Here is an 18,505-nt window from a genome sequence, read left to right as displayed (position 1 = left end):
AGAGTTACGCCCAACAGATCAAGGAGGAAAATAAGAAATGGCAAGAATTAAAGGCGGCATGAACGCTAAGAAAAAACATAACAGAGTATTAAAACTGGCTAAAGGTTACAGAGGAGCCAGAAGCAAACAGTATAGAGTAGCAAAACAGTCCGTAATGCGCGCACTGACCAGCTCCTACGCAGGAAGAAAACAGAAAAAACGTCAGTTCCGTCAGCTGTGGATCGCTCGTATCAACGCAGCAGCAAGAATGAACGGTCTGTCCTACAGCAAATTTATGTATGGTCTGAAACTGGCAGGCGTTGAGCTGAACCGTAAAGTTCTGGCTGACATGGCAGTTAACGATGCAGAAGGATTTGCAACACTGGCTGAGCTTGCAAAAAGCAAAGTAGCATAAGTAAAAACATATTCTGTGTGAATATACGAAGAAGCTGTGAGAACCGGTAAGGGGATCGCAGCTTCTTTTGAAATATAGAAAAACATGAGGTGAATATGAAAAAAAGCAAAGTGGCAGTGGTTGCCTGTCCCGACTATGAGCCGGCGCACGTAAAGGAAAGCCTGCAAAAGGGATTGGAAGCAATTGGCGGCCTGGAATCTCTGATCGGAAAAGAAGAGAATATCTTATTAAAACCAAACCTCGTCCGCTCCGCAAAACGAGAACGCGCCGTCGTGACCGACCCGGAAGTTATGGATGCCCTGATCACGATTTTGCAGGAAAATGGCTATGAGAATATTTCCTGCGGCGATTCCTGCGGCCTTGGCACCCCGGAGGGCATTGCAAAGGAAGCCGGGCTGAAAGAGGTGCTGGAAAAACACAACGTTCCGCTGAAAGATTTCCTTACGAGCGAGCGCGTAGAAACCGCCGATGGTAAATTTCTGATGATTGCGAAAGATGCACTCGACTGCGACGCCCTCATCAGCGTCAGCAAAATGAAAACCCACGCGCTGGAACGCATCACCGGAGCTGTCAAGAACCAGTACGGCTGCATCAGCGGCGTCTACAAAAAACTCGGCCACACGCAGTATCCGAACGCTGAGAGCTTCGCGCACATGCTGATCGAGCTGAACCAGAAAGTCGCCCCGCGCCTCTATATCTGCGACGGCATCGTAGCAATGGAAGGCAATGGTCCGACTTCCGGCGACCCGGTTTCGATGGGAGTTCTTCTTATGTCCACCGATCCGATTGCACTGGATACCGTGTTCTGCCATCTGGTGAACCTCGATCCGTCGTATGTGCCGACAAATCTCTACGGGGAAACGCTCGGCCTTGGAACGTGGCACGACGACCGCATCGAAATCGTGACAGCGGATGGCACCATATCCGAGAAAGAACTGAAAAGAAAGTACGGAAATCCAAACTTCAACGTCGACCGCCGCAAAGCCCGCAAAAAAGGAGCCCTCGACCTGCTCGAGATCCTCGGGGTCTTCCAGAGCCGCCCCTATATCATAGAAGAAAAATGTAAAAAATGCGGCGTCTGCGTCGAGAGCTGCCCGGTGGAAGGGAAAGCCGTCCGCTTTGATAACGGCCGCAGAAATCCGCCGGTCTACGATTATAAAAAGTGCATCCGCTGTTTCTGCTGTCAGGAAATGTGCCCGCATCAGGCAATCCAGGTAAAGAAACACCGTCTGCCGTGGGAAAAATAAGGGAGCTATCCTACAAAGTGACTGGAAAAGCAAAAAGAGAAGTGTTATACTTGAAACCGGACAAAATTTAGTACAGGAGGAACAACACCATGGAATTAGAAACTTTAAGAAGTGATATGATAGCAGCAATGAAAGCCAAAGACAAAGCGAGAAAAGAGGCCATCTCTTCCCTGATCTCCGCAGCAAAGAAAGTAGCCATCGACGAGGGCTGCCGCGATGACATCAAACCGGAGCTGGTAGACCGCGTCATCTTAAAAGAGCTGAAGACCGTAAAAGAGCAGATCGATACCTGCCCGGCATCCCGTGAGGACTTAAAAGCAGAGTATCAGTTCCGCTATGACGTCATCAGCGAGTATGCACCGAAACAGATGAGTGCAGACGAAGTCAAAGCCTACATCAAGGAGAAATTCGCAGACGTTCTGGCAACCAAGAGCAAAGGTGCCATCATGAAGGCCGTTATGGCAGATATGAAAGGTAAAGCAGACGGAAAAGTCATCAACCAGACCGTTGCAGAACTGTGCAAATGAATATCATCAACATCGAACACATCAGCAAACTGTTCGGCGATAAACTGATTTTTGACGATGCTTCCTTCGGCCTGCAGGAGGGCGACAAGGTCGGCATCGTCGGAATCAACGGAACCGGAAAATCCACGCTGCTGCGCATAGTAGCAGGAGATGAGACCCCGGATTCCGGCCAGATTATCCGCCAGAACAACCTCAAAATGGCCTATCTTCCGCAGACACCGGAATTTCCAAAGGATGCCACCGTGCTGTCCTACGCCCTTTCCGGCGATGAGGAGGACTGGCAGGTGCAGAGCAACCTTGTACAGCTCGGTATCACCGAATACGACGCAAAAATCGACACCCTCTCGGGCGGCCAGCGCCGCAAGGTTGCCCTGGCAAAAGTGCTTGCGTCCGATTTTGACGTCCTGATCCTCGACGAGCCGACAAACCATCTCGACAATGCGATGCTCTCCTGGCTCGAGGATTACCTGAAAAATTACCGCGGAACCGTCTTTATGGTCACCCATGACCGTTATTTCCTGGATAAAGTGTCGAACCGCATCCTCGAAATCAGCCACGGAAAAATGTACAGCTACGATTCCAACTATTCCCGTTTTCTGGAACTGAAAGCTGAGCGCGAGGAGATGGAACTCGCCTCTGAACGGAAACGCCAGAGCATCCTGCGCATGGAACTCGAATGGGCGAAACGCGGCTGCCGCGCAAGAAGCACAAAACAGCGCGCAAGACTCGAACGTCTCGAAGTACTCAAAAATGGCACGGCACCGACCGCAGACGCTGTCGTGGAGATGGATGCTGTCGAGACCCGCATGGGAAAGAAAACGATTGAATTCCATAACGTCAGCAAAGCCTTCGGCGATAAAACGCTGATGAAAGATTTCGAATACATCTTCCTGCGGAACCAGAGTGTCGGCATCATTGGCCCGAACGGCTGCGGAAAATCCACAATGCTGCGGATGATCACCGGAGAAGTCCTGCCGGATGCGGGAACCATCGAAATCGGCGACACGATCCGCATCGGCTATCTGGCACAGGAAGAGCCGGACATGGATACGAATCAGCGCGTGATCGACTACGTGAAAGATATCGCTGAGTATGTCCAGACCCGTGACGGCCGCATCAGCGCATCGCAGATGCTCGAACGCTTCCTGTTCACACCGGATATGCAGTACACCCCGATTTCCAAACTCTCCGGAGGCGAAAAACGGAGACTGTATCTCTTATCCGTCTTAGTGAGCGGCGCCAATGTTCTGATCCTCGACGAGCCGTCCAACAACGTTGATATCCCGACCCTGACCGTGCTTGAGGATTTCCTGAACACGTTCGTCGGCATCGTCATCACCGTTTCCCACGACCGCTATTTCCTGGATAACGTCGTGGACCGCATCTTCGAATTCGACGGAAACGGAAATCTTCTGCAGTACGAGGGCGGCTACACCGATTACCTCGAAGCAAAAGAACGCCGTTTCGGCGGAAGTGCGGAAGAAACGGCAAAAGCAGCGCCGTCCAAAACGTCCGCGGACGAACCTGCAAAGTCAAAGAACAATGACTGGAAGCAGAACCGTCCGACCCGCCTGAAATTTACGTTCAAAGAACAGCGCGAGTACGAGACCATCGATGACGATATCGCTGTACTCGAGGAAAAGATTGCATCGCTTGACGATCAGATGCTCAAAAACGCCACCAACTCTGCAAAGCTCGCCGAACTGATGGTGGAAAAAGAGAAGACCGAAGCTGCTCTGGAAGAAAAAACCGAGAGATGGGTTTATCTAACCGACCTCGCAGAACAGATTGAGGCGCAGAATCAGAAATAAAAGAAGCAAAGGAACTGTCCGCAGAAGAGAAAAAATATGCGGGTCGTTCCTTCTTTTTTTATCAAGAAATTCGACGCGGAATTACCAGAAGTTGTAAAAAACTTGTATTTTTCCCTGAACACCCACAGAAAATCTGGACAGAATGCCCAATCGGTGTTATAATTCAAATACTGGACATAGTGGCATTGCCATGCCCTTATCCGGGTTTTTCGAAGCGCGGAGGCAACCGAAACCCGGCAGAACACCAACCTGAGAAAAGCCAAAGTAATTTTTGGTCATCATTTTTTAAGGAGGATAAAATCAAATGGCTAGAAAGATGAAAACCATGGATGGTAACCAGGCTGCAGCACATGCGTCTTATGCGTATACCGACGTAGCAGCTATTTACCCAATTACCCCTTCATCCGTTATGGCGGAGCATACCGATGAGTGGGCAACCCAGGGAAGAAAGAACATTTTCGGACAGGAAGTTCAGGTAACTGAGATGCAGTCTGAGGCAGGAGCAGCAGGTGCAGTACACGGATCACTGGCAGCCGGAGCTCTTACCACAACCTACACCGCATCCCAGGGACTTCTTCTGATGATCCCGAACCTTTATAAAATTGCCGGCGAGCAGCTCCCGGGCGTATTCAACGTATCCGCTCGTGCCCTTGCAAGCCACGCACTTTCCATCTTCGGAGATCATTCAGACGTTTACGCCTGTCGTCAGACCGGAGTCGCAATGCTCTGCGAATCCAGCGTACAGGAGGTTATGGACCTGACACCGGTTGCACACTGTGCAGCACTGAAAGGCAAAGTTCCATTTATCAACTTCTTCGACGGATTCCGTACCTCCCACGAGATTCAGAAAATCGAGACATGGGATTACGAAGATCTGAAAGACATGGTAGATATGGATGCAGTAGATGCATTCCGTAAACATGCCCTGAACCCGAACCATCCGTGCCAGAGAGGATCCGCACAGAACCCGGATATCTTCTTCCAGGCAAGAGAAGCATGTAACCCGTACTACGATGCTCTTCCGGCAATCGTACAGGAGTACATGGACAAAGTAAACGAGAAAATCGGAACCGATTACAAACTGTTCAACTATTATGGAGCAGCAGACGCTGAGCACGTAATCATCGCTATGGGTTCTGTCTGCGATACCATCGAGGAGACCATCGATTACCTCGTAGCAGCAGGCAAGAAAGTCGGCGTTGTAAAGGTACGTCTGTACCGTCCGTTCTCCGCAGAAGCACTCATCAATGCAATTCCGGAGACTGTAAAACAGATTTCCGTTCTGGACAGAACAAAAGAGCCGGGATCTCTTGGCGAGCCTCTGTACCTGGACGTAGTAGCAGCATTAAAAGGCAGCAGATTCGAGAGCACACCGGTCTTCACAGGTCGTTACGGACTTGGTTCCAAGGACACCACACCGGCTCAGATCGTTGCTGTATATGAAAATACAGAGAAACAGAGATTTACCATTGGTATCGTAGACGATGTTACCAATCTGTCTCTGCCGGTTGGCGCTCCTCTGGTAACAACTCCGGAAGGAACCATCAACTGCAAATTCTGGGGACTTGGCGCAGACGGTACCGTAGGTGCAAACAAGAACTCCATCAAGATCATCGGTGACAACACAGACATGTACGCTCAGGCTTACTTCGATTATGACTCCAAGAAGTCCGGCGGTGTAACGATGTCTCACCTGCGTTTCGGAAAGAAACCGATCAAATCCACCTACCTGATCCACAAAGCAAACTTTGTTGCATGTCATAATCCTTCCTATGTGAACAAATATCACATGGTAGAGGAGCTGGTAGACGGAGGAACCTTCCTTCTGAACTGTCCATGGGATGAAGCAGGACTGGAAGAGCATCTGCCAGGTCAGGTAAAAGCATTCATCGCAAACCATAACATCAAATTCTATGTGATCGACGGCGTTAAGATCGGTATCGAGACCGGCATGGGACCGACCCGTATCAACACCATTCTTCAGTCTGCATTCTTCAAGCTTGCGAAGATCATTCCGGAAGAAAAAGCCATCGAACTCATGAAAGCAGCAGCAAAAGCTACCTATGGCCGTAAAGGTGATGATGTCGTAGCAAAGAACTGGGCAGCAATCGATGAGGGTGCAAAACAGATCAAAGAAGTTGCAGTTCCGGAAAGCTGGAAAAATGCAGCAGACGAAGGTCTGACCACAACTCATGCAGAGAGCGGCCGCGCTGACGCTGTTAAATTCGTAAATACCATCCAGGCAAAAGTAACTTCCCAGGAAGGAAACAACCTGCCTGTATCCGCATTTGCAGACTACGTAGACGGAACAACTCCGTCCGGCACATCCGCATACGAGAAACGTGGTATCGCCGTAAACGTACCTGTATGGAATCCGGAAAACTGTATCCAGTGTAACAGATGTTCCTTCGTCTGCCCGCACGCTGTTATCCGTCCGGTTGCCATGACCGCAGAAGAAGCAGCAGCAGCTCCGGAAGGCATCCAGACCATGCCGATGACCGGTATGCCGGACTACACCTTCACAATGGCTATTTCCCAGCTTGACTGTACCGGATGTGGTTCCTGTGCAAACGTATGCCCGGGCAAGAAGGGTGTGAAAGCACTGGCTATGGAAAGCCTTGCAGCACACGAAGCAGAGCAGAAATACTTCGATTATGCAGCAGCTCTTCCAGAGAAGACAGACGTTGTAGCAAAATTCAAAGAAAATACCGTAAAGGGCAGCCAGTTCAAGAAACCGCTGCTTGAGTTCTCCGGCGCATGCGCAGGCTGCGGCGAGACTCCTTACGCAAAACTGATCACCCAGCTGTTTGGTGACAGAATGTACATCGCAAACGCAACAGGATGCTCTTCTATCTGGGGCAACTCCTCACCGTCCACTCCTTACACCGTAAACGAGAAAGGACAGGGCCCGGCATGGTCCAACTCCCTGTTCGAGGACAACGCAGAGTTCGGTTATGGTATGCTTCTTGCTCAGAAAGCAATCCGCGGCGGCCTGAAAGCCAAAGTTGAAGCTGTTATGAACTCTGAGAAAGCTCCGGAAGAAGTAAAAGCAGCATGCAAAGAGTATCTGGATACCTTTGACTGCGGCGCAACCAACGGAACCGCAACCGATAAACTCGTAGAAGCAATCAAAGATGCTGACTGCGATACCTGCAGAGAAATCGTGAAGAACAAAGACTTCCTCGCTAAGAAATCCCAGTGGATCTTCGGTGGTGACGGATGGGCTTACGATATCGGATTCGGCGGCGTAGACCACGTACTTGCCAGCGGAAAAGATATCAACGTAATGGTATTCGATACCGAGGTTTACTCCAACACAGGCGGACAGTCCTCCAAAGCTACTCCGACCGGTGCAGTTGCACAGTTCGCAGCAGGCGGTAAAGAAACCAAGAAGAAAGATATGGCAAGCATCGCAATGAGCTATGGCTATGTATACGTAGCACAGATCGCTATGGGCGCTGATTACAATCAGGCAGTCAAAGCAATCGCAGAGGCAGAGGCATATCCGGGACCGTCCCTCATTATCGCTTACGCTCCGTGTATCAACCATGGTATCAAGAAAGGTATGAGCAAAGCACAGACCGAGGAGCAGCTCGCTGTTCAGACCGGATACTGGCATTGCTTCCGCTTCAACCCGGCACTCGCTGCAGAAGGCAAGAGCGCATTCACACTGGATTCCAAGGCTCCGTCAGGAGATTATCAGGAATTCCTGAACGGCGAGGTACGTTACAACTCTCTGAAACGTGCAAACCCGGCGAAAGCAGAAAGACTGTTCGGCAAGAACGAGCAGGAAGCAAAAGACCGTTACACTTACCTGAACAAACTCGTAAAACTGTACGGCGCAGAAGAAGAGTAATTCTTTTTCCTTAAAAAGAATTTGAAAAAGGAGAGAAGTCATACTTGAGAGAGTATGGCTTCTTTCTTTTTGGGAGAAAAAATGAATTAGCGACATTTGGCAATAGTTTTGTATCGTTTGTCAACATTTTTATCCCGGAAAATGTTGACAAACGATACATTTTTGCGCAAGAAGGCTTTGAGATATGGTATAATGTGCGTATCACGATATAATGAGCGTTAGCGAGAGGAATTTTATTATGTTGAAAATATATCTTGGAGAAATGAAAGGTGCAATCTATCATCCGCCAACCTATTTTGATAATTGTTATGAAGATGAATGGCTGACCACGCCACTGGCAAAAGAAATGATCCGCGATGTGGATCGCTCGGAGGTAATCAGTGCGCATCTGATTGACAGCCCGGTGCTTGGTCCGATTCCACCGAAAGATTTATCCGGAGGAATCAAAACGTTGCTGCTGATGGCATACGATACAGACGGAAAGATCTTTAATGCCTCCGTATGTGGAGATAATTGTGCAAAATGGATTTTAAAATTAGGAGAGCAAAAGGATCTGACGATTAATCTGCGTCATGTGATGCGGTTTGGCAAAGATCCTTTTGAAATCCTGATTTTAAATACAGGGACTATTGTGCGGAATATGTCCGAATTTGTAGATGTTGCCGAGGCTTATGTATAGGTGGATGTATGAAGGGAAAGAAAAGAGTTATTATTCAAAATAACAGAGTTCATTATGAATTTGTGATAAAGCGTAATATTACAATCATCCAGGGGGATAGTGCATCAGGAAAAACAACACTGGTAAATATGATCCGGCAGGCAGAAAATTTAGGGGAGTCCAGCGGAATCAACGTTTCCTGTGAAGTACCGTGCAGAGTGCTGGAAGGTGTTAATTGGAAAATTATTTTGGAAAACAGCCGGGAAAGCATCTTTTTCATAGACGAGGAGAATTATTTTATAAAAACAGAAGAATTTGCTTCTGCCATACGGGGTTCAGAAAACTATTTTGTATTGATTACGAGAGAAAACTTATATAATTTGCCGTATAGTGTAGAAGAGATTTATGGATTGCATGTTTCCGGAAAATACAGAGATACCAGAAAAATATATCAGAAAATGTATCAGATCTATCCCAAAACAGCACGGCTTCCTGTTAGAGTACAAAAAATAATTACGGAAGATTCCAATTCTGGGTATCAATTTTTTGAAAATGTATGTGCAGAAAGGAATATTACATGTGAAAGCGCTGGTGGAAAAACAAAAATACCGGAAATGATCGGCAAGGCAGGAACAGAAGAAACCTGTATTATTGCGGACGGTGCTGCAATTGGAGCAGAAATGAATCTTCTCAGCAATAAAATAGAGGAAAAACAGAACGTACATTTATATTTACCGGAGTCTTTTGAATGGCTGATTTTAAATTCAGATCTTTTACAGGACAAAGAGGTTCGTAAAATTCTGGAAAATCCAGAAGATTATATCGACAGCACAGAGTTTTTTAGCTGGGAACAATATTTTACAAAATTGCTGATTCAGAAAACAGAAGGAACATATTTGCAGTATAAAAAAGCAAAATTAAATCCATCTTATTTGCAGGATAAAAATAAAAACAAAATACTGGAGAGTATACAAGGGATTCAGTGGAAAATAAAATCCTTAAAATAGCAAAAATAATGAAAGAATAGAGAGAAGAACATGAACTATACAATTTATGACTATCTCGGCCTGTTTTTCTTTTACGCCTTCCTTGGATGGCTTCTGGAAACTTCTGTGGCCGCGATCCGGAAAAAACATATGGTAAACAGAGGATTCTTAAATGGTCCGCTCTGCGCCATCTATGGAATCACAGCTGTCTTTATGACACGTTATCTGTATGAACTGCAGTCAAGCCCCGTCTTTTTGTTCCTTGGCTGTATGATTATCGCTACCGCAGTCGAGTGGCTGGCCGGTCACGCACTGGAACGCATTGGCCATGGCAAATGGTGGGACTATTCCAATAAAAAATGGAACATGGACGGCTATATCTGCCTTCAGTATTCTGTACTATGGGGAATTTTAGGACTGCTTGCCATGAAAATCGGCAATCGCCTCTGCTTTACAGTTCTTCATTCAATTCCGGCCGGTTTCCTGCATATCACATCCTGGATTCTCTTTGGTATATTGATAGTAGATGCCGTCGGTTCCTATGCTGTTCTGCACCACATCACGAAAAAAATGCCGCGGATCAGCGCTATGAACGATCAGATCGACGCCTTCACCAGACGCCTTTCTGTCCGTGTTTACCGCTATCTGGAGCGTCGTGTGGAACGTGCCTATCCGGCCGTACAGCCAGTTCCGGAGAAAAAAGAGAAAACAGAAACCGGCGTATTTGCCGAAGGATGCAGCTTTTACAAAATCGTTCTTCTCTTCATCATCGGCGCATTTTTGGGCGATATTACAGAAACCATATTCTGCCGCATCACCGCCGGTGTCTGGATGAGCCGCAGCAGCCTTGTCTGGGGCCCGTTCAGCATCGTCTGGGGCCTGGCCATCGCCCTCGCTACCTGGTTCCTCTACAACTACCGCGACCGCTCCGATGGATTCCTGTTTGCCTTTGGTACCTTCCTCGGCGGAGCCTACGAATACATCTGCAGTGTGTTCACCGAAATCGTATTCGGAAAAGTCTTCTGGGACTACAGCGACATTCCCTTCAACCTCGGAGGCCGTATCAACCTCCTGTACTGTTTCTTCTGGGGAATAGCCGCCGTCGTCTGGCTCAAAAAATTCTATCCTGTCATTTCGCGCTGGATTGAAAAAATCCCGATGAAATTCGGAGAAATCATCACTTGGATCCTGATCGTGTTCATGGTGGCCAACATGCTCGTATCTACCCTTGCTCTCGCCCGATACGACGAACGCGCCCACCAAAAGCCCGCAGCTAATGCCATCGAGCAGACCATAGATGCCCATTTCCCGGACGCCCGAATGGAAAAAATCTACCCCAATGCCAAAGCGATTAACTAGAATGTGTTAAAAAACATTTCCGTAGTCTGCACGCCCCAATTACAGACTACAAAAAGCCCTCTCCCGCCGTCATGCAAAGTCAGGCCCCGTTTCGACAGCTTTGGTCTGCGCGGTCCGTCACCCCAAAAGAAAACCTTTGGCAACCCACCAAAAGTATGATATAATGTCACATAGATATTTTGGGGATACCATATCCTCTAAGAGCGAAGAAAGGACTCAACCACAAATGACAGTAGACAACAGCTTCACAATGAAGAAATTTCAAAGCATGGAAATCATCTATGTCACATTTTCCCAGATCACGAAACTCCCATACGTAGAGTGCGATCCGGAAACCTTTGACGATCAGGTATATATGTTTACCGAAGAAGAAGCAGCTAAAGAATTTGCAAAATCCTATGTAGAGAAGAATACCCCGCTGCTTACCGTAAAAGTACTGCGCAAGCAGATGCCGAACTTCTATATGGGCCTCTACGCAGAAGGTGTCAACATGGTCATCTTCCACGAAGGCGATCAGACCCGCCGCATCGAGCTGGAGCAGATCTTCCCGAAACCGGACATGGAAAAAATGAACAAACAGCATCTTCCAGTCCTCAACCCTGGCGTACAGCTCACTGTAGTCTATTTCCTGCAGGAGCTCCGCAAACCAAACCAGAGAAGAGACGATGCCGAGCGCATGCAGCACCTGCGTGAACTCGAAGAAGAAATGCTTGTCAACCTGATGCGAAGCAAATTCATCCTTGCCATCGACATCTCCCAGGTACAGGGCGAATTCGATCCGGCCAACCCGGGACCGGATGTGCGCATCCCGTACATCAAAAACCAGAACGAAGAAATCTTCCAGCCATTGTTCTCCGATATCGGTGAATTCCAGAAATTCCGTCCGGATCCGCAGGCAAAACTCCGGCTGGCAGCCATCCCGTTCCAGCACCTTCTGCCGTACCTGATGAAACAGGCCAAAGGCTTCGTCATCAACCCGTCCGGCTTCAACCTTCTGTTGACCAGAGAACAGCTCCAGCGAATCATGGGAGCCCAGGCGCAGAGCGTCCGCCCGAATCTCGAGGCGATGATGGCACAGGCTGCCGCAGCTCAGGCGCAGAGAAATGCGCAGAACAATGCTGCAAATGACGAAGTAAAAGATCATGTGGATGAGGCGGAAACTACCGACGCAGAAACAGACCACGAAGAATAAAAACCGACAGGGCCGCAGAAAATCCCAGTAAACGGGCACTGCGGTCCGTTTTTGACTGCATAAAACCGGAAATAACCGAGAAAAACAACAAGAAAGGACACTTTTAACATGAACGCAGAACATTGCAAAGCCTATACCCTGCTGCAGGAACAGCAGATTGACGATATCCATGCACACGGCTACCTCCTCCGCCACAACAAGAGCGGTGCCCGCGTGCTCCTTCTCGAAAACGAAGATGACAACAAAGTCTTCAACATCGCGTTCCGTACCCCGCCGGCCGACAGCACCGGCGTAGCCCACATCCTCGAGCACAGCGTCCTCTGCGGCTCCCGCGAATTCCCGTTAAAGGATCCCTTCGTAGAACTCGTCAAAGGATCCCTGAACACGTTCTTAAATGCTATGACCTACCCGGATAAAACCATGTACCCGGTAGCCAGCACCAACGATGCCGACTTCCAGAACCTGATGCATGTCTACATGGACGCCGTATTCTACCCAAACATTTACAAACACGACGAAATCTTCCGTCAGGAAGGCTGGAGCTATCATCTGGAAAGTGAAGACGGCCCGCTGACCTACAACGGTGTTGTATACAACGAGATGAAAGGAGCCTTCTCCTCCGCAGACGATGTCCTGGAGCGTGAAACCTTCAACACCCTGTTCCCGGACACTCCGTACGGCGTAGAATCCGGCGGAGATCCGTCCTGCATCCCGAACCTGACCTACGAAAACTTCCTGAATTTCCATCAGACCTATTACCATCCGTCCAACAGCTATATCTACCTGTACGGAAACATGGATATGGAAGAAAAACTGGCATGGATGGATGAAAAATACCTGTCCCATTTTGATGCAAAAGAAGTAAAATCCGAAATTCCGTATCAGAAACCATTTGCAGAGACCCTCGATATTGTACACGAGTACCCGGTACTCGATGGCGATCCGCTTGAAAACAATGCGTACCTGTCCTACAACATGGTCATCGGCAGCGGTCTGGATGTAAAATTAAACGTGGCATTTTCTGTTCTGGAGTATGCACTCCTTGACACACCGGGAGCCCCGGTCAAACAGGCACTCCTTGACGCACACATCGGAAAAGATGTTTACGGCTCCTACGAGGACGGCATCCTGCAGCCATTCTTCTCCATCGTAGCCAAGAACGCCGATGAAAATGAGAAAGAAAAATTCCTGTCCATCATCCGCGGCACCCTCGAGGATATCGTGAAAAACGGCATGGATCAGAAAGCCATCGAGGCAGGCATCAACTATTTCGAATTCCGTTTCCGTGAGGCGGACTTCTCCAGTTTCCCGAAGGGCCTGATGTACGGCATTGACGTCTTCGACAGCTGGCTGTACGACGAGAACAAACCGTTCGCCTACCTGCAGCAGCTTGCGATCTACGATGAGCTGAAAAAACTGGCAAAAGAAGGCTATTTCGAAGACCTGATCCAGACGTATCTGCTGGACAACACCCATGCCTCCATCGTGACCCTCATTCCAAAGACCGGTCTTGCCGCAGAAAATGATGCAAAGACCGCAGAAAAACTGCAGAAATACAAAGAGAGCCTGTCAAAAGAAGAGATCGAGAAAATCATTGCTGACACCAAAGAGCTGGCAGCATATCAGGAAGAAGAGGAGAGCGAGGAAGCACTCGAGACGATTCCGCTCCTGAAACGAAGCGATATCAAACGTGAGTCTGTCAAACTTTACAATGACGAGCATGAAGTCGATGGAACGACGGTTCTTCATCACAACGTATTCACGAACGGCATCGGTTACTTAAGCTTGCTGTTTGATACGAAAAATGTGCCGAACGATCTGATCCCGTACATGGGCGTATTAAAATCCGTTCTCGGCTATGTGGACACCGAACACTACACCTACGGCGAACTGTTCAACGAGATCAATGCACAGACCGGCGGCATCAACTGCGGACTGCAGGTATTCCGCATTCCGGAAAATGATGACGACTGCCGCAGAATGTTCGGCATCCGCGCGAAATTCCTGTACGACAAACTGGATTTCGTCATGAAAATGATCGAGGAAATCCTGAATACCTCCCGCCTGGATGACGAGAAACGTCTTCACGAGATCATCTCCAGCATGAAATCCGGCCTGCAGAACCGCCTGTCTTCCGCCGGAAATGCAACGGCTGTGATGCGTGCAGCTTCCTATTACTCCCCGATGAGCAATTTCCAGGACCGCATCGCAGGCATCGGCTTCTGCCAGCTCTTAAAAGATCTGGACGAGAACTTCGATGAGAAAAAAGCAGAACTGATTAAAAATCTGCAGATCCTGATGAAATACATCTTCCGCAAAGAGAATCTGACCGTCTCCTATACCGCAGACGAGACAGGCTACGCACCGCTGGAAGAAAAAATCGCAGCATTCAAAGAGAATCTGTACACCGACGAAGTGGAGCCGGGCAGCATTGTGTATGACTTTGAACAGAAAAACGAAGCCTTCCAGACCTCCGGCCAGGTACAGTACGTGGCACTCTGTGGAAACTTCGAGCGCGAAGGCTACGACTACACAGGAGCCCTGCGCATCCTGCGTGTCATGCTGAGCTATGACTATCTGTGGATCAACATCCGTGTCAAAGGCGGCGCTTACGGCTGCGGCGGAGCTTTCGGAAGAGGCGGAAACGCGTGCATTTCTTCCTACCGTGACCCGAACGTCGGAAGAACCCTTGAAGTATACCGCGGTATCGGCGATTACGTGCGCAATTTCGAAGCAGACGAGCGCCAGATGACCAAATACATCATCGGAACGATCAGCGAACTCGACGTCCCGATGAACCCGTCCGCAAAAGGCCAGACCTCCGAGAGCGCATGGTTCAACGGCATCACCGAAGCAGACTTCCAGCAGGAGAGAGATCAGATCCTCGATGCAACCCTGGATGACATTCATGCACTGGCAGACCTTGTAGATGCAGCCTTAAAACAGAACAACATCTGCGTTGTCGGAAGCGAAGCAGCCATTCAGAAAGAGAAAGAACTGTTTAAGAACGTAGAGAACTTATAAATGAGGAGAAGAGACAGCAATGGAAAACAATGCAAATTATAAATCCGGCTTTGTAGCCCTGATCGGCCGTCCGAACGTGGGAAAATCCACGCTGATGAACCACCTGATCGGACAGAAGATTGCGATTACATCCAAGAAACCGCAGACCACCCGCAACCGCATCCAGACCGTTTATACGTGTGACGAGGGACAGATCGTGTTCCTCGACACACCGGGTATCCACAAGGCGAAAAATAAGCTCGGCGAGTACATGGTCGATGTAGCCGAGAAAACGTTAAAAGAAGTCGATGTGATTCTCTGGCTGGTAGAGCCGAGCAACTTCATCGGAGCAGGAGAGCGCCATATCGCAGAGATCCTGGAGAAAGTCAATGCGCCGGTCCTCCTCATTATCAACAAGACCGATACCGTGGAGAAAGACAAAATCCTGGAATTCATCGATACGTACCGCAAGCTGTTCCAGTTTGCCGAGATCATTCCGTGCTCGGCACTCCGCCATCAGAACACCGATGACATCATTCCGAGCATCTTCAAATATCTGCCGTACGGCCCGCAGTTCTACGATGAGGACACCATCACCGATCAGCCGATGCGCCAGATCGTGGCTGAGATCATCCGCGAGAAAGCACTGTACGCCTTAAACGAAGAGATCCCGCACGGCATCGCCGTTGTGATTGACCAGATGAAAGACCGCCCGAACGGAAAAATCGTTGATATTGATGCGACCATCATCTGCGAGCGCGATTCCCACAAGGGCATCATCATCGGAAAACAGGGCGCGATGCTCAAGAAGATCGGAAGCAACGCGCGGTATGAGCTGGAGCAGATGCTGGAGCAGAAAGTCAACCTGAAGCTCTGGGTCAAAGTCAAAAAAGACTGGCGCGACAGCGATTTCCTCGTGAAGAACTTCGGATATGATAAAAAGAAACTCGATTTATAATATTGCATTATAATAAGGAAGAAACATGCGAGAACCAATCAATGTAAGCGGAATGGTATTATCCGCCTCCCCGGTCGGAGAGTATGACAAGCGCGTCGTGATCCTGACCCGGGAGCTCGGCAAAATCACCGCCTTCGCGCGCGGCGCCCGCCGCATGAAAAGCCCGCTGATGGCCGTCTCCAATCCGTTCGTCTTCGGCGAGTTTCAGGTTTACGAGGGCCGTGACAGCTACACCCTCTCCGGCGCAAACATTAAAGAATACTTCCTCGACCTGGCGCAGATGCAGCCCGGCGTTTATTACGGCTTTTATTTTCTGGAACTGGCCGAATATTTCGGCCAGGAAGGAAACGATGAAACCCAGATGCTGAACCTTCTGTACGTGACGATGAACGCCATCCGCCGCGGAAAACAGGACCTCCGCCTGATCCGGTGCATCTTCGAACTGCGGACGATCACAATCAGCGGAGAAGCACCGCAGATGTTCTCCTGCATGGAGTGCGGCACGAAAGAGAATCTGACCGTTTTCTCCCTGCGCGACAGCGCCATCTACTGCCCAAACTGTGGAAAAACCATCAGAGATCCATGGCCGCTGCAGCCGGGCACCGTGCTGGCATGCCGCTATATCATTGCGGCACCGCTCGCGAAGCTGTATGGTTTTACCGTAAATGAAGAGATCCTGGACGAACTGGAACGATTGCTGCGTGCATATCTCCATCGCTATGTCGAAAAGAAGATGAAAACATTACAGATTCTGGATGTGATGAAATAATATAAAATGTAATAATTTGCAAAAATGTGAAATAATTATGTCCAAAAGTGTGTCCACACCTTTACAAATAAGTAGAAATGGGATAGAATATTTGGAATAAAGAAAAAAATGGTTCTGTATTCGTCACAGAAGATATTGCAAATGCATAGTACCAGAAAAAATGAGAAGGTTTTAGTGAAAATGGTAATATAAAAGCTAGAAAAACTATGCGAAACAAGAGAATGTTACGAGTACGGCGAAAAAAATACGACAGGGGAGAAAGGTATGTACAAAAAATCATCCACAGGATGGCTGAAGCATCTGGATTTTATGGTTCTTGATATTATCTGTCTTCAGCTGGCTTTCGTCATGGGTTATTTCTTAAGACATCACAGTTTTAAGCCATATGGAAGCCCAATTTACCGAAATGAGGCTATCGTATTCGCTCTGATCCAGCTGATGATCATGTTTTTTGACGATTCCTTCAAAAACGTCATGAAGCGCGGATACCTCGTGGAAATCGGAATGACTGTAAAAAATATGGTATACATCATCGTTCTTGGTGTATTCTACCTGTTCCTGATTCAGGAGGGAGATCAGTTCTCCAGAGCAACCATTATGCTGACCGGTGCTCTGTACGGAATGCTTTCCTATCTGATGCGCATCGGATGGAAGGCTGTGGTAAAGAAACGCAGCAGCGGGGAACACAGCGGCCGTTCGCTTCTGATCATCACGACCGAAAAACAGTCACAGTCCGTTGTAAAGAGCATGCTGGATTTCGATTACATCGGCGTTCGTCCGACTGGCGTTGTTCTCGTAGACCAGGACAGAACCGGACACAAAATCCACGGCGTACCGGTGGTATCGAACCTTGCAGATGCAGCTGAGTATGTCTGCCGTGAGTGGTTCGACGAAGTGCTGATCGTTCTGCCGGAAGGCAGAGAAATCCCGCAGAAAGTATTCGACGCATTCGCCGAGATGGGCATTACGATCCACGTAAAAATTGCGGACGTGAACGAAATGCAGGGAAAAAATCAGACTGTAGAGCGCATGGGCAACTATACCGTGGTCACCACCTGCATCAATATGGCAAGCGCAGGACAGCTTGTGCTGAAACGAATCATGGACATCTGCGGCGGTCTTGCCGGATGTATTCTGACCGGAATCATCTTCCTGTTCGTTGCCCCTGCGATTTATATCAAGTCTCCGGGCCCGATCTTCTTCTCACAGTACCGTGTCGGAAAGAACGGAAGAAAATTCAAAATTTACAAGTTCCGTAGCATGTACATGGATGCGGAAGAGCGGAAAAAAGAACTGATGAAACAGAACCGCGTCAGCGATGGTCTGATGTTCAAAATGGAGAATGACCCGCGTGTCATCGGAAGCGAAAAAGGACCAGGCAAAGGAATCGGAAACTTTATCCGCAAAACCTCGCTGGATGAATTCCCGCAGTTCTTCAATGTGTTAAAAGGCGACATGAGCCTTGTAGGAACCCGTCCGCCGACAGTGGATGAGTGGGAGAAATATGAGCTCCATCACAGAGCAAGACTGGCAATCAAGCCGGGACTGACTGGTATGTGGCAGGTAAGCGGACGAAGCGAGATTACAGATTTTGAAGAGGTTGTAAAACTGGATACGAAGTACATTTCAGAATGGTCCTTTATGCTGGATATTAAGATTTTGTTTAAAACTGTACTGATTGTATTAGGCCAGAAAGGTTCTATGTAAAAAAAATGAAAAATGGAGATATATTGTAGTTTTGGGAG

General features: G+C 48.6%; 13 protein-coding genes. All 13 read left to right on the top strand.

The annotated features are described in order from the left end of the window. Positions 1–37: 37 nt before the first annotated feature. The 13 genes from rplT (at position 38) to DWX00_RS08580 (ending at position 18,467) form a co-directional block, all read left to right on the top strand. On the top strand, positions 38–394 hold the full coding sequence (rplT, locus tag DWX00_RS08640; protein ID WP_022461741.1) for a 50S ribosomal protein L20: 357 nt from the start codon (positions 38–40) through the stop codon (positions 392–394). Between the two features lie 95 nt (positions 395–489). After that, positions 490–1,641, top strand: a complete 1,152-nt coding sequence (locus DWX00_RS08635; protein ID WP_022461740.1) for a DUF362 domain-containing protein — start codon at positions 490–492, stop codon at positions 1,639–1,641. Between the two features lie 89 nt (positions 1,642–1,730). Beyond that, a complete protein-coding gene (locus DWX00_RS08630) occupies positions 1,731–2,168 on the top strand; it encodes a GatB/YqeY domain-containing protein (RefSeq protein ID WP_022461739.1) in 438 nt (145 codons plus the stop codon). Continuing rightward, the gene (locus tag DWX00_RS08625; protein WP_055227893.1) at positions 2,165–3,979 is read left to right on the top strand and encodes an ABC-F family ATP-binding cassette domain-containing protein; all 1,815 of its coding nucleotides are present in this window, start codon (positions 2,165–2,167) and stop codon (positions 3,977–3,979) included. Before DWX00_RS08630 ends, DWX00_RS08625 begins: the two co-directional genes overlap by 4 nt. Before the next feature lie 304 nt (positions 3,980–4,283). Next, positions 4,284–7,835 (top strand): pyruvate:ferredoxin (flavodoxin) oxidoreductase, encoded by a 3,552-nt coding sequence (gene nifJ, locus DWX00_RS08620; protein WP_118595046.1) that lies wholly within the window; start codon positions 4,284–4,286, stop codon positions 7,833–7,835. A gap of 238 nt (positions 7,836–8,073) precedes the next feature. Then, the gene (locus DWX00_RS08615; RefSeq protein WP_055227895.1) at positions 8,074–8,514 is read left to right on the top strand and encodes a DUF4869 domain-containing protein; all 441 of its coding nucleotides are present in this window, start codon (positions 8,074–8,076) and stop codon (positions 8,512–8,514) included. Positions 8,515–8,522: 8 nt separating this feature from the next. Next, complete coding sequence (locus DWX00_RS08610; protein WP_055227896.1) at positions 8,523–9,500, top strand: hypothetical protein; 978 nt, start codon at positions 8,523–8,525, stop codon at positions 9,498–9,500. A gap of 30 nt (positions 9,501–9,530) precedes the next feature. After that, a complete protein-coding gene (locus DWX00_RS08605; protein ID WP_117509406.1) occupies positions 9,531–10,838 on the top strand; it encodes a putative ABC transporter permease in 1,308 nt (435 codons plus the stop codon). Between the two features lie 226 nt (positions 10,839–11,064). Continuing rightward, complete coding sequence (locus DWX00_RS08600; protein WP_158554973.1) at positions 11,065–12,030, top strand: SseB family protein; 966 nt, start codon at positions 11,065–11,067, stop codon at positions 12,028–12,030. 108 nt (positions 12,031–12,138) lie between these two features. Further along, positions 12,139–15,054, top strand: a complete 2,916-nt coding sequence (locus DWX00_RS08595) for an insulinase family protein (RefSeq protein ID WP_118595044.1) — start codon at positions 12,139–12,141, stop codon at positions 15,052–15,054. A 19-nt stretch (positions 15,055–15,073) separates the two neighbouring features. Next, on the top strand, positions 15,074–15,991 hold the full coding sequence (gene era, locus DWX00_RS08590; RefSeq protein ID WP_117509404.1) for a GTPase Era: 918 nt from the start codon (positions 15,074–15,076) through the stop codon (positions 15,989–15,991). A gap of 25 nt (positions 15,992–16,016) precedes the next feature. Next, a complete protein-coding gene (gene recO, locus DWX00_RS08585) occupies positions 16,017–16,760 on the top strand; it encodes a DNA repair protein RecO (protein ID WP_118595043.1) in 744 nt (247 codons plus the stop codon). 264 nt (positions 16,761–17,024) lie between these two features. After that, on the top strand, positions 17,025–18,467 hold the full coding sequence (locus tag DWX00_RS08580) for a sugar transferase (protein WP_117509402.1): 1,443 nt from the start codon (positions 17,025–17,027) through the stop codon (positions 18,465–18,467). Positions 18,468–18,505 lie beyond the last annotated feature (38 nt).

This window comes from Blautia sp. AF17-9LB, assembly GCF_003479185.1.
In the GTDB taxonomy this organism is placed as follows: Bacteria; Bacillota; Clostridia; order Lachnospirales; family Lachnospiraceae; genus Fusicatenibacter; species Fusicatenibacter saccharivorans.
The sequence above is the reverse complement of the archived record's forward strand: the minus strand, read 5'-3'. Positions and strand labels throughout refer to the sequence as shown.

Coding starts and splice junctions, on each gene's coding strand:
- DWX00_RS08630 (WP_022461739.1), top strand. CDS start 1,731: ATGGAATTAGAAACTTTAAGAAGTGATATGATAGCAGCAATGAAAGCC.
- DWX00_RS08610 (WP_055227896.1), top strand. CDS start 8,523: ATGAAGGGAAAGAAAAGAGTTATTATTCAAAATAACAGAGTTCATTAT.
- era (WP_117509404.1), top strand. CDS start 15,074: ATGGAAAACAATGCAAATTATAAATCCGGCTTTGTAGCCCTGATCGGC.
- DWX00_RS08605 (WP_117509406.1), top strand. CDS start 9,531: ATGAACTATACAATTTATGACTATCTCGGCCTGTTTTTCTTTTACGCC.
- nifJ (WP_118595046.1), top strand. CDS start 4,284: ATGGCTAGAAAGATGAAAACCATGGATGGTAACCAGGCTGCAGCACAT.
- DWX00_RS08615 (WP_055227895.1), top strand. CDS start 8,074: ATGTTGAAAATATATCTTGGAGAAATGAAAGGTGCAATCTATCATCCG.
- DWX00_RS08580 (WP_117509402.1), top strand. CDS start 17,025: ATGTACAAAAAATCATCCACAGGATGGCTGAAGCATCTGGATTTTATG.
- DWX00_RS08600 (WP_158554973.1), top strand. CDS start 11,065: ATGACAGTAGACAACAGCTTCACAATGAAGAAATTTCAAAGCATGGAA.
- DWX00_RS08635 (WP_022461740.1), top strand. CDS start 490: ATGAAAAAAAGCAAAGTGGCAGTGGTTGCCTGTCCCGACTATGAGCCG.
- DWX00_RS08595 (WP_118595044.1), top strand. CDS start 12,139: ATGAACGCAGAACATTGCAAAGCCTATACCCTGCTGCAGGAACAGCAG.
- rplT (WP_022461741.1), top strand. CDS start 38: ATGGCAAGAATTAAAGGCGGCATGAACGCTAAGAAAAAACATAACAGA.
- recO (WP_118595043.1), top strand. CDS start 16,017: ATGCGAGAACCAATCAATGTAAGCGGAATGGTATTATCCGCCTCCCCG.
- DWX00_RS08625 (WP_055227893.1), top strand. CDS start 2,165: ATGAATATCATCAACATCGAACACATCAGCAAACTGTTCGGCGATAAA.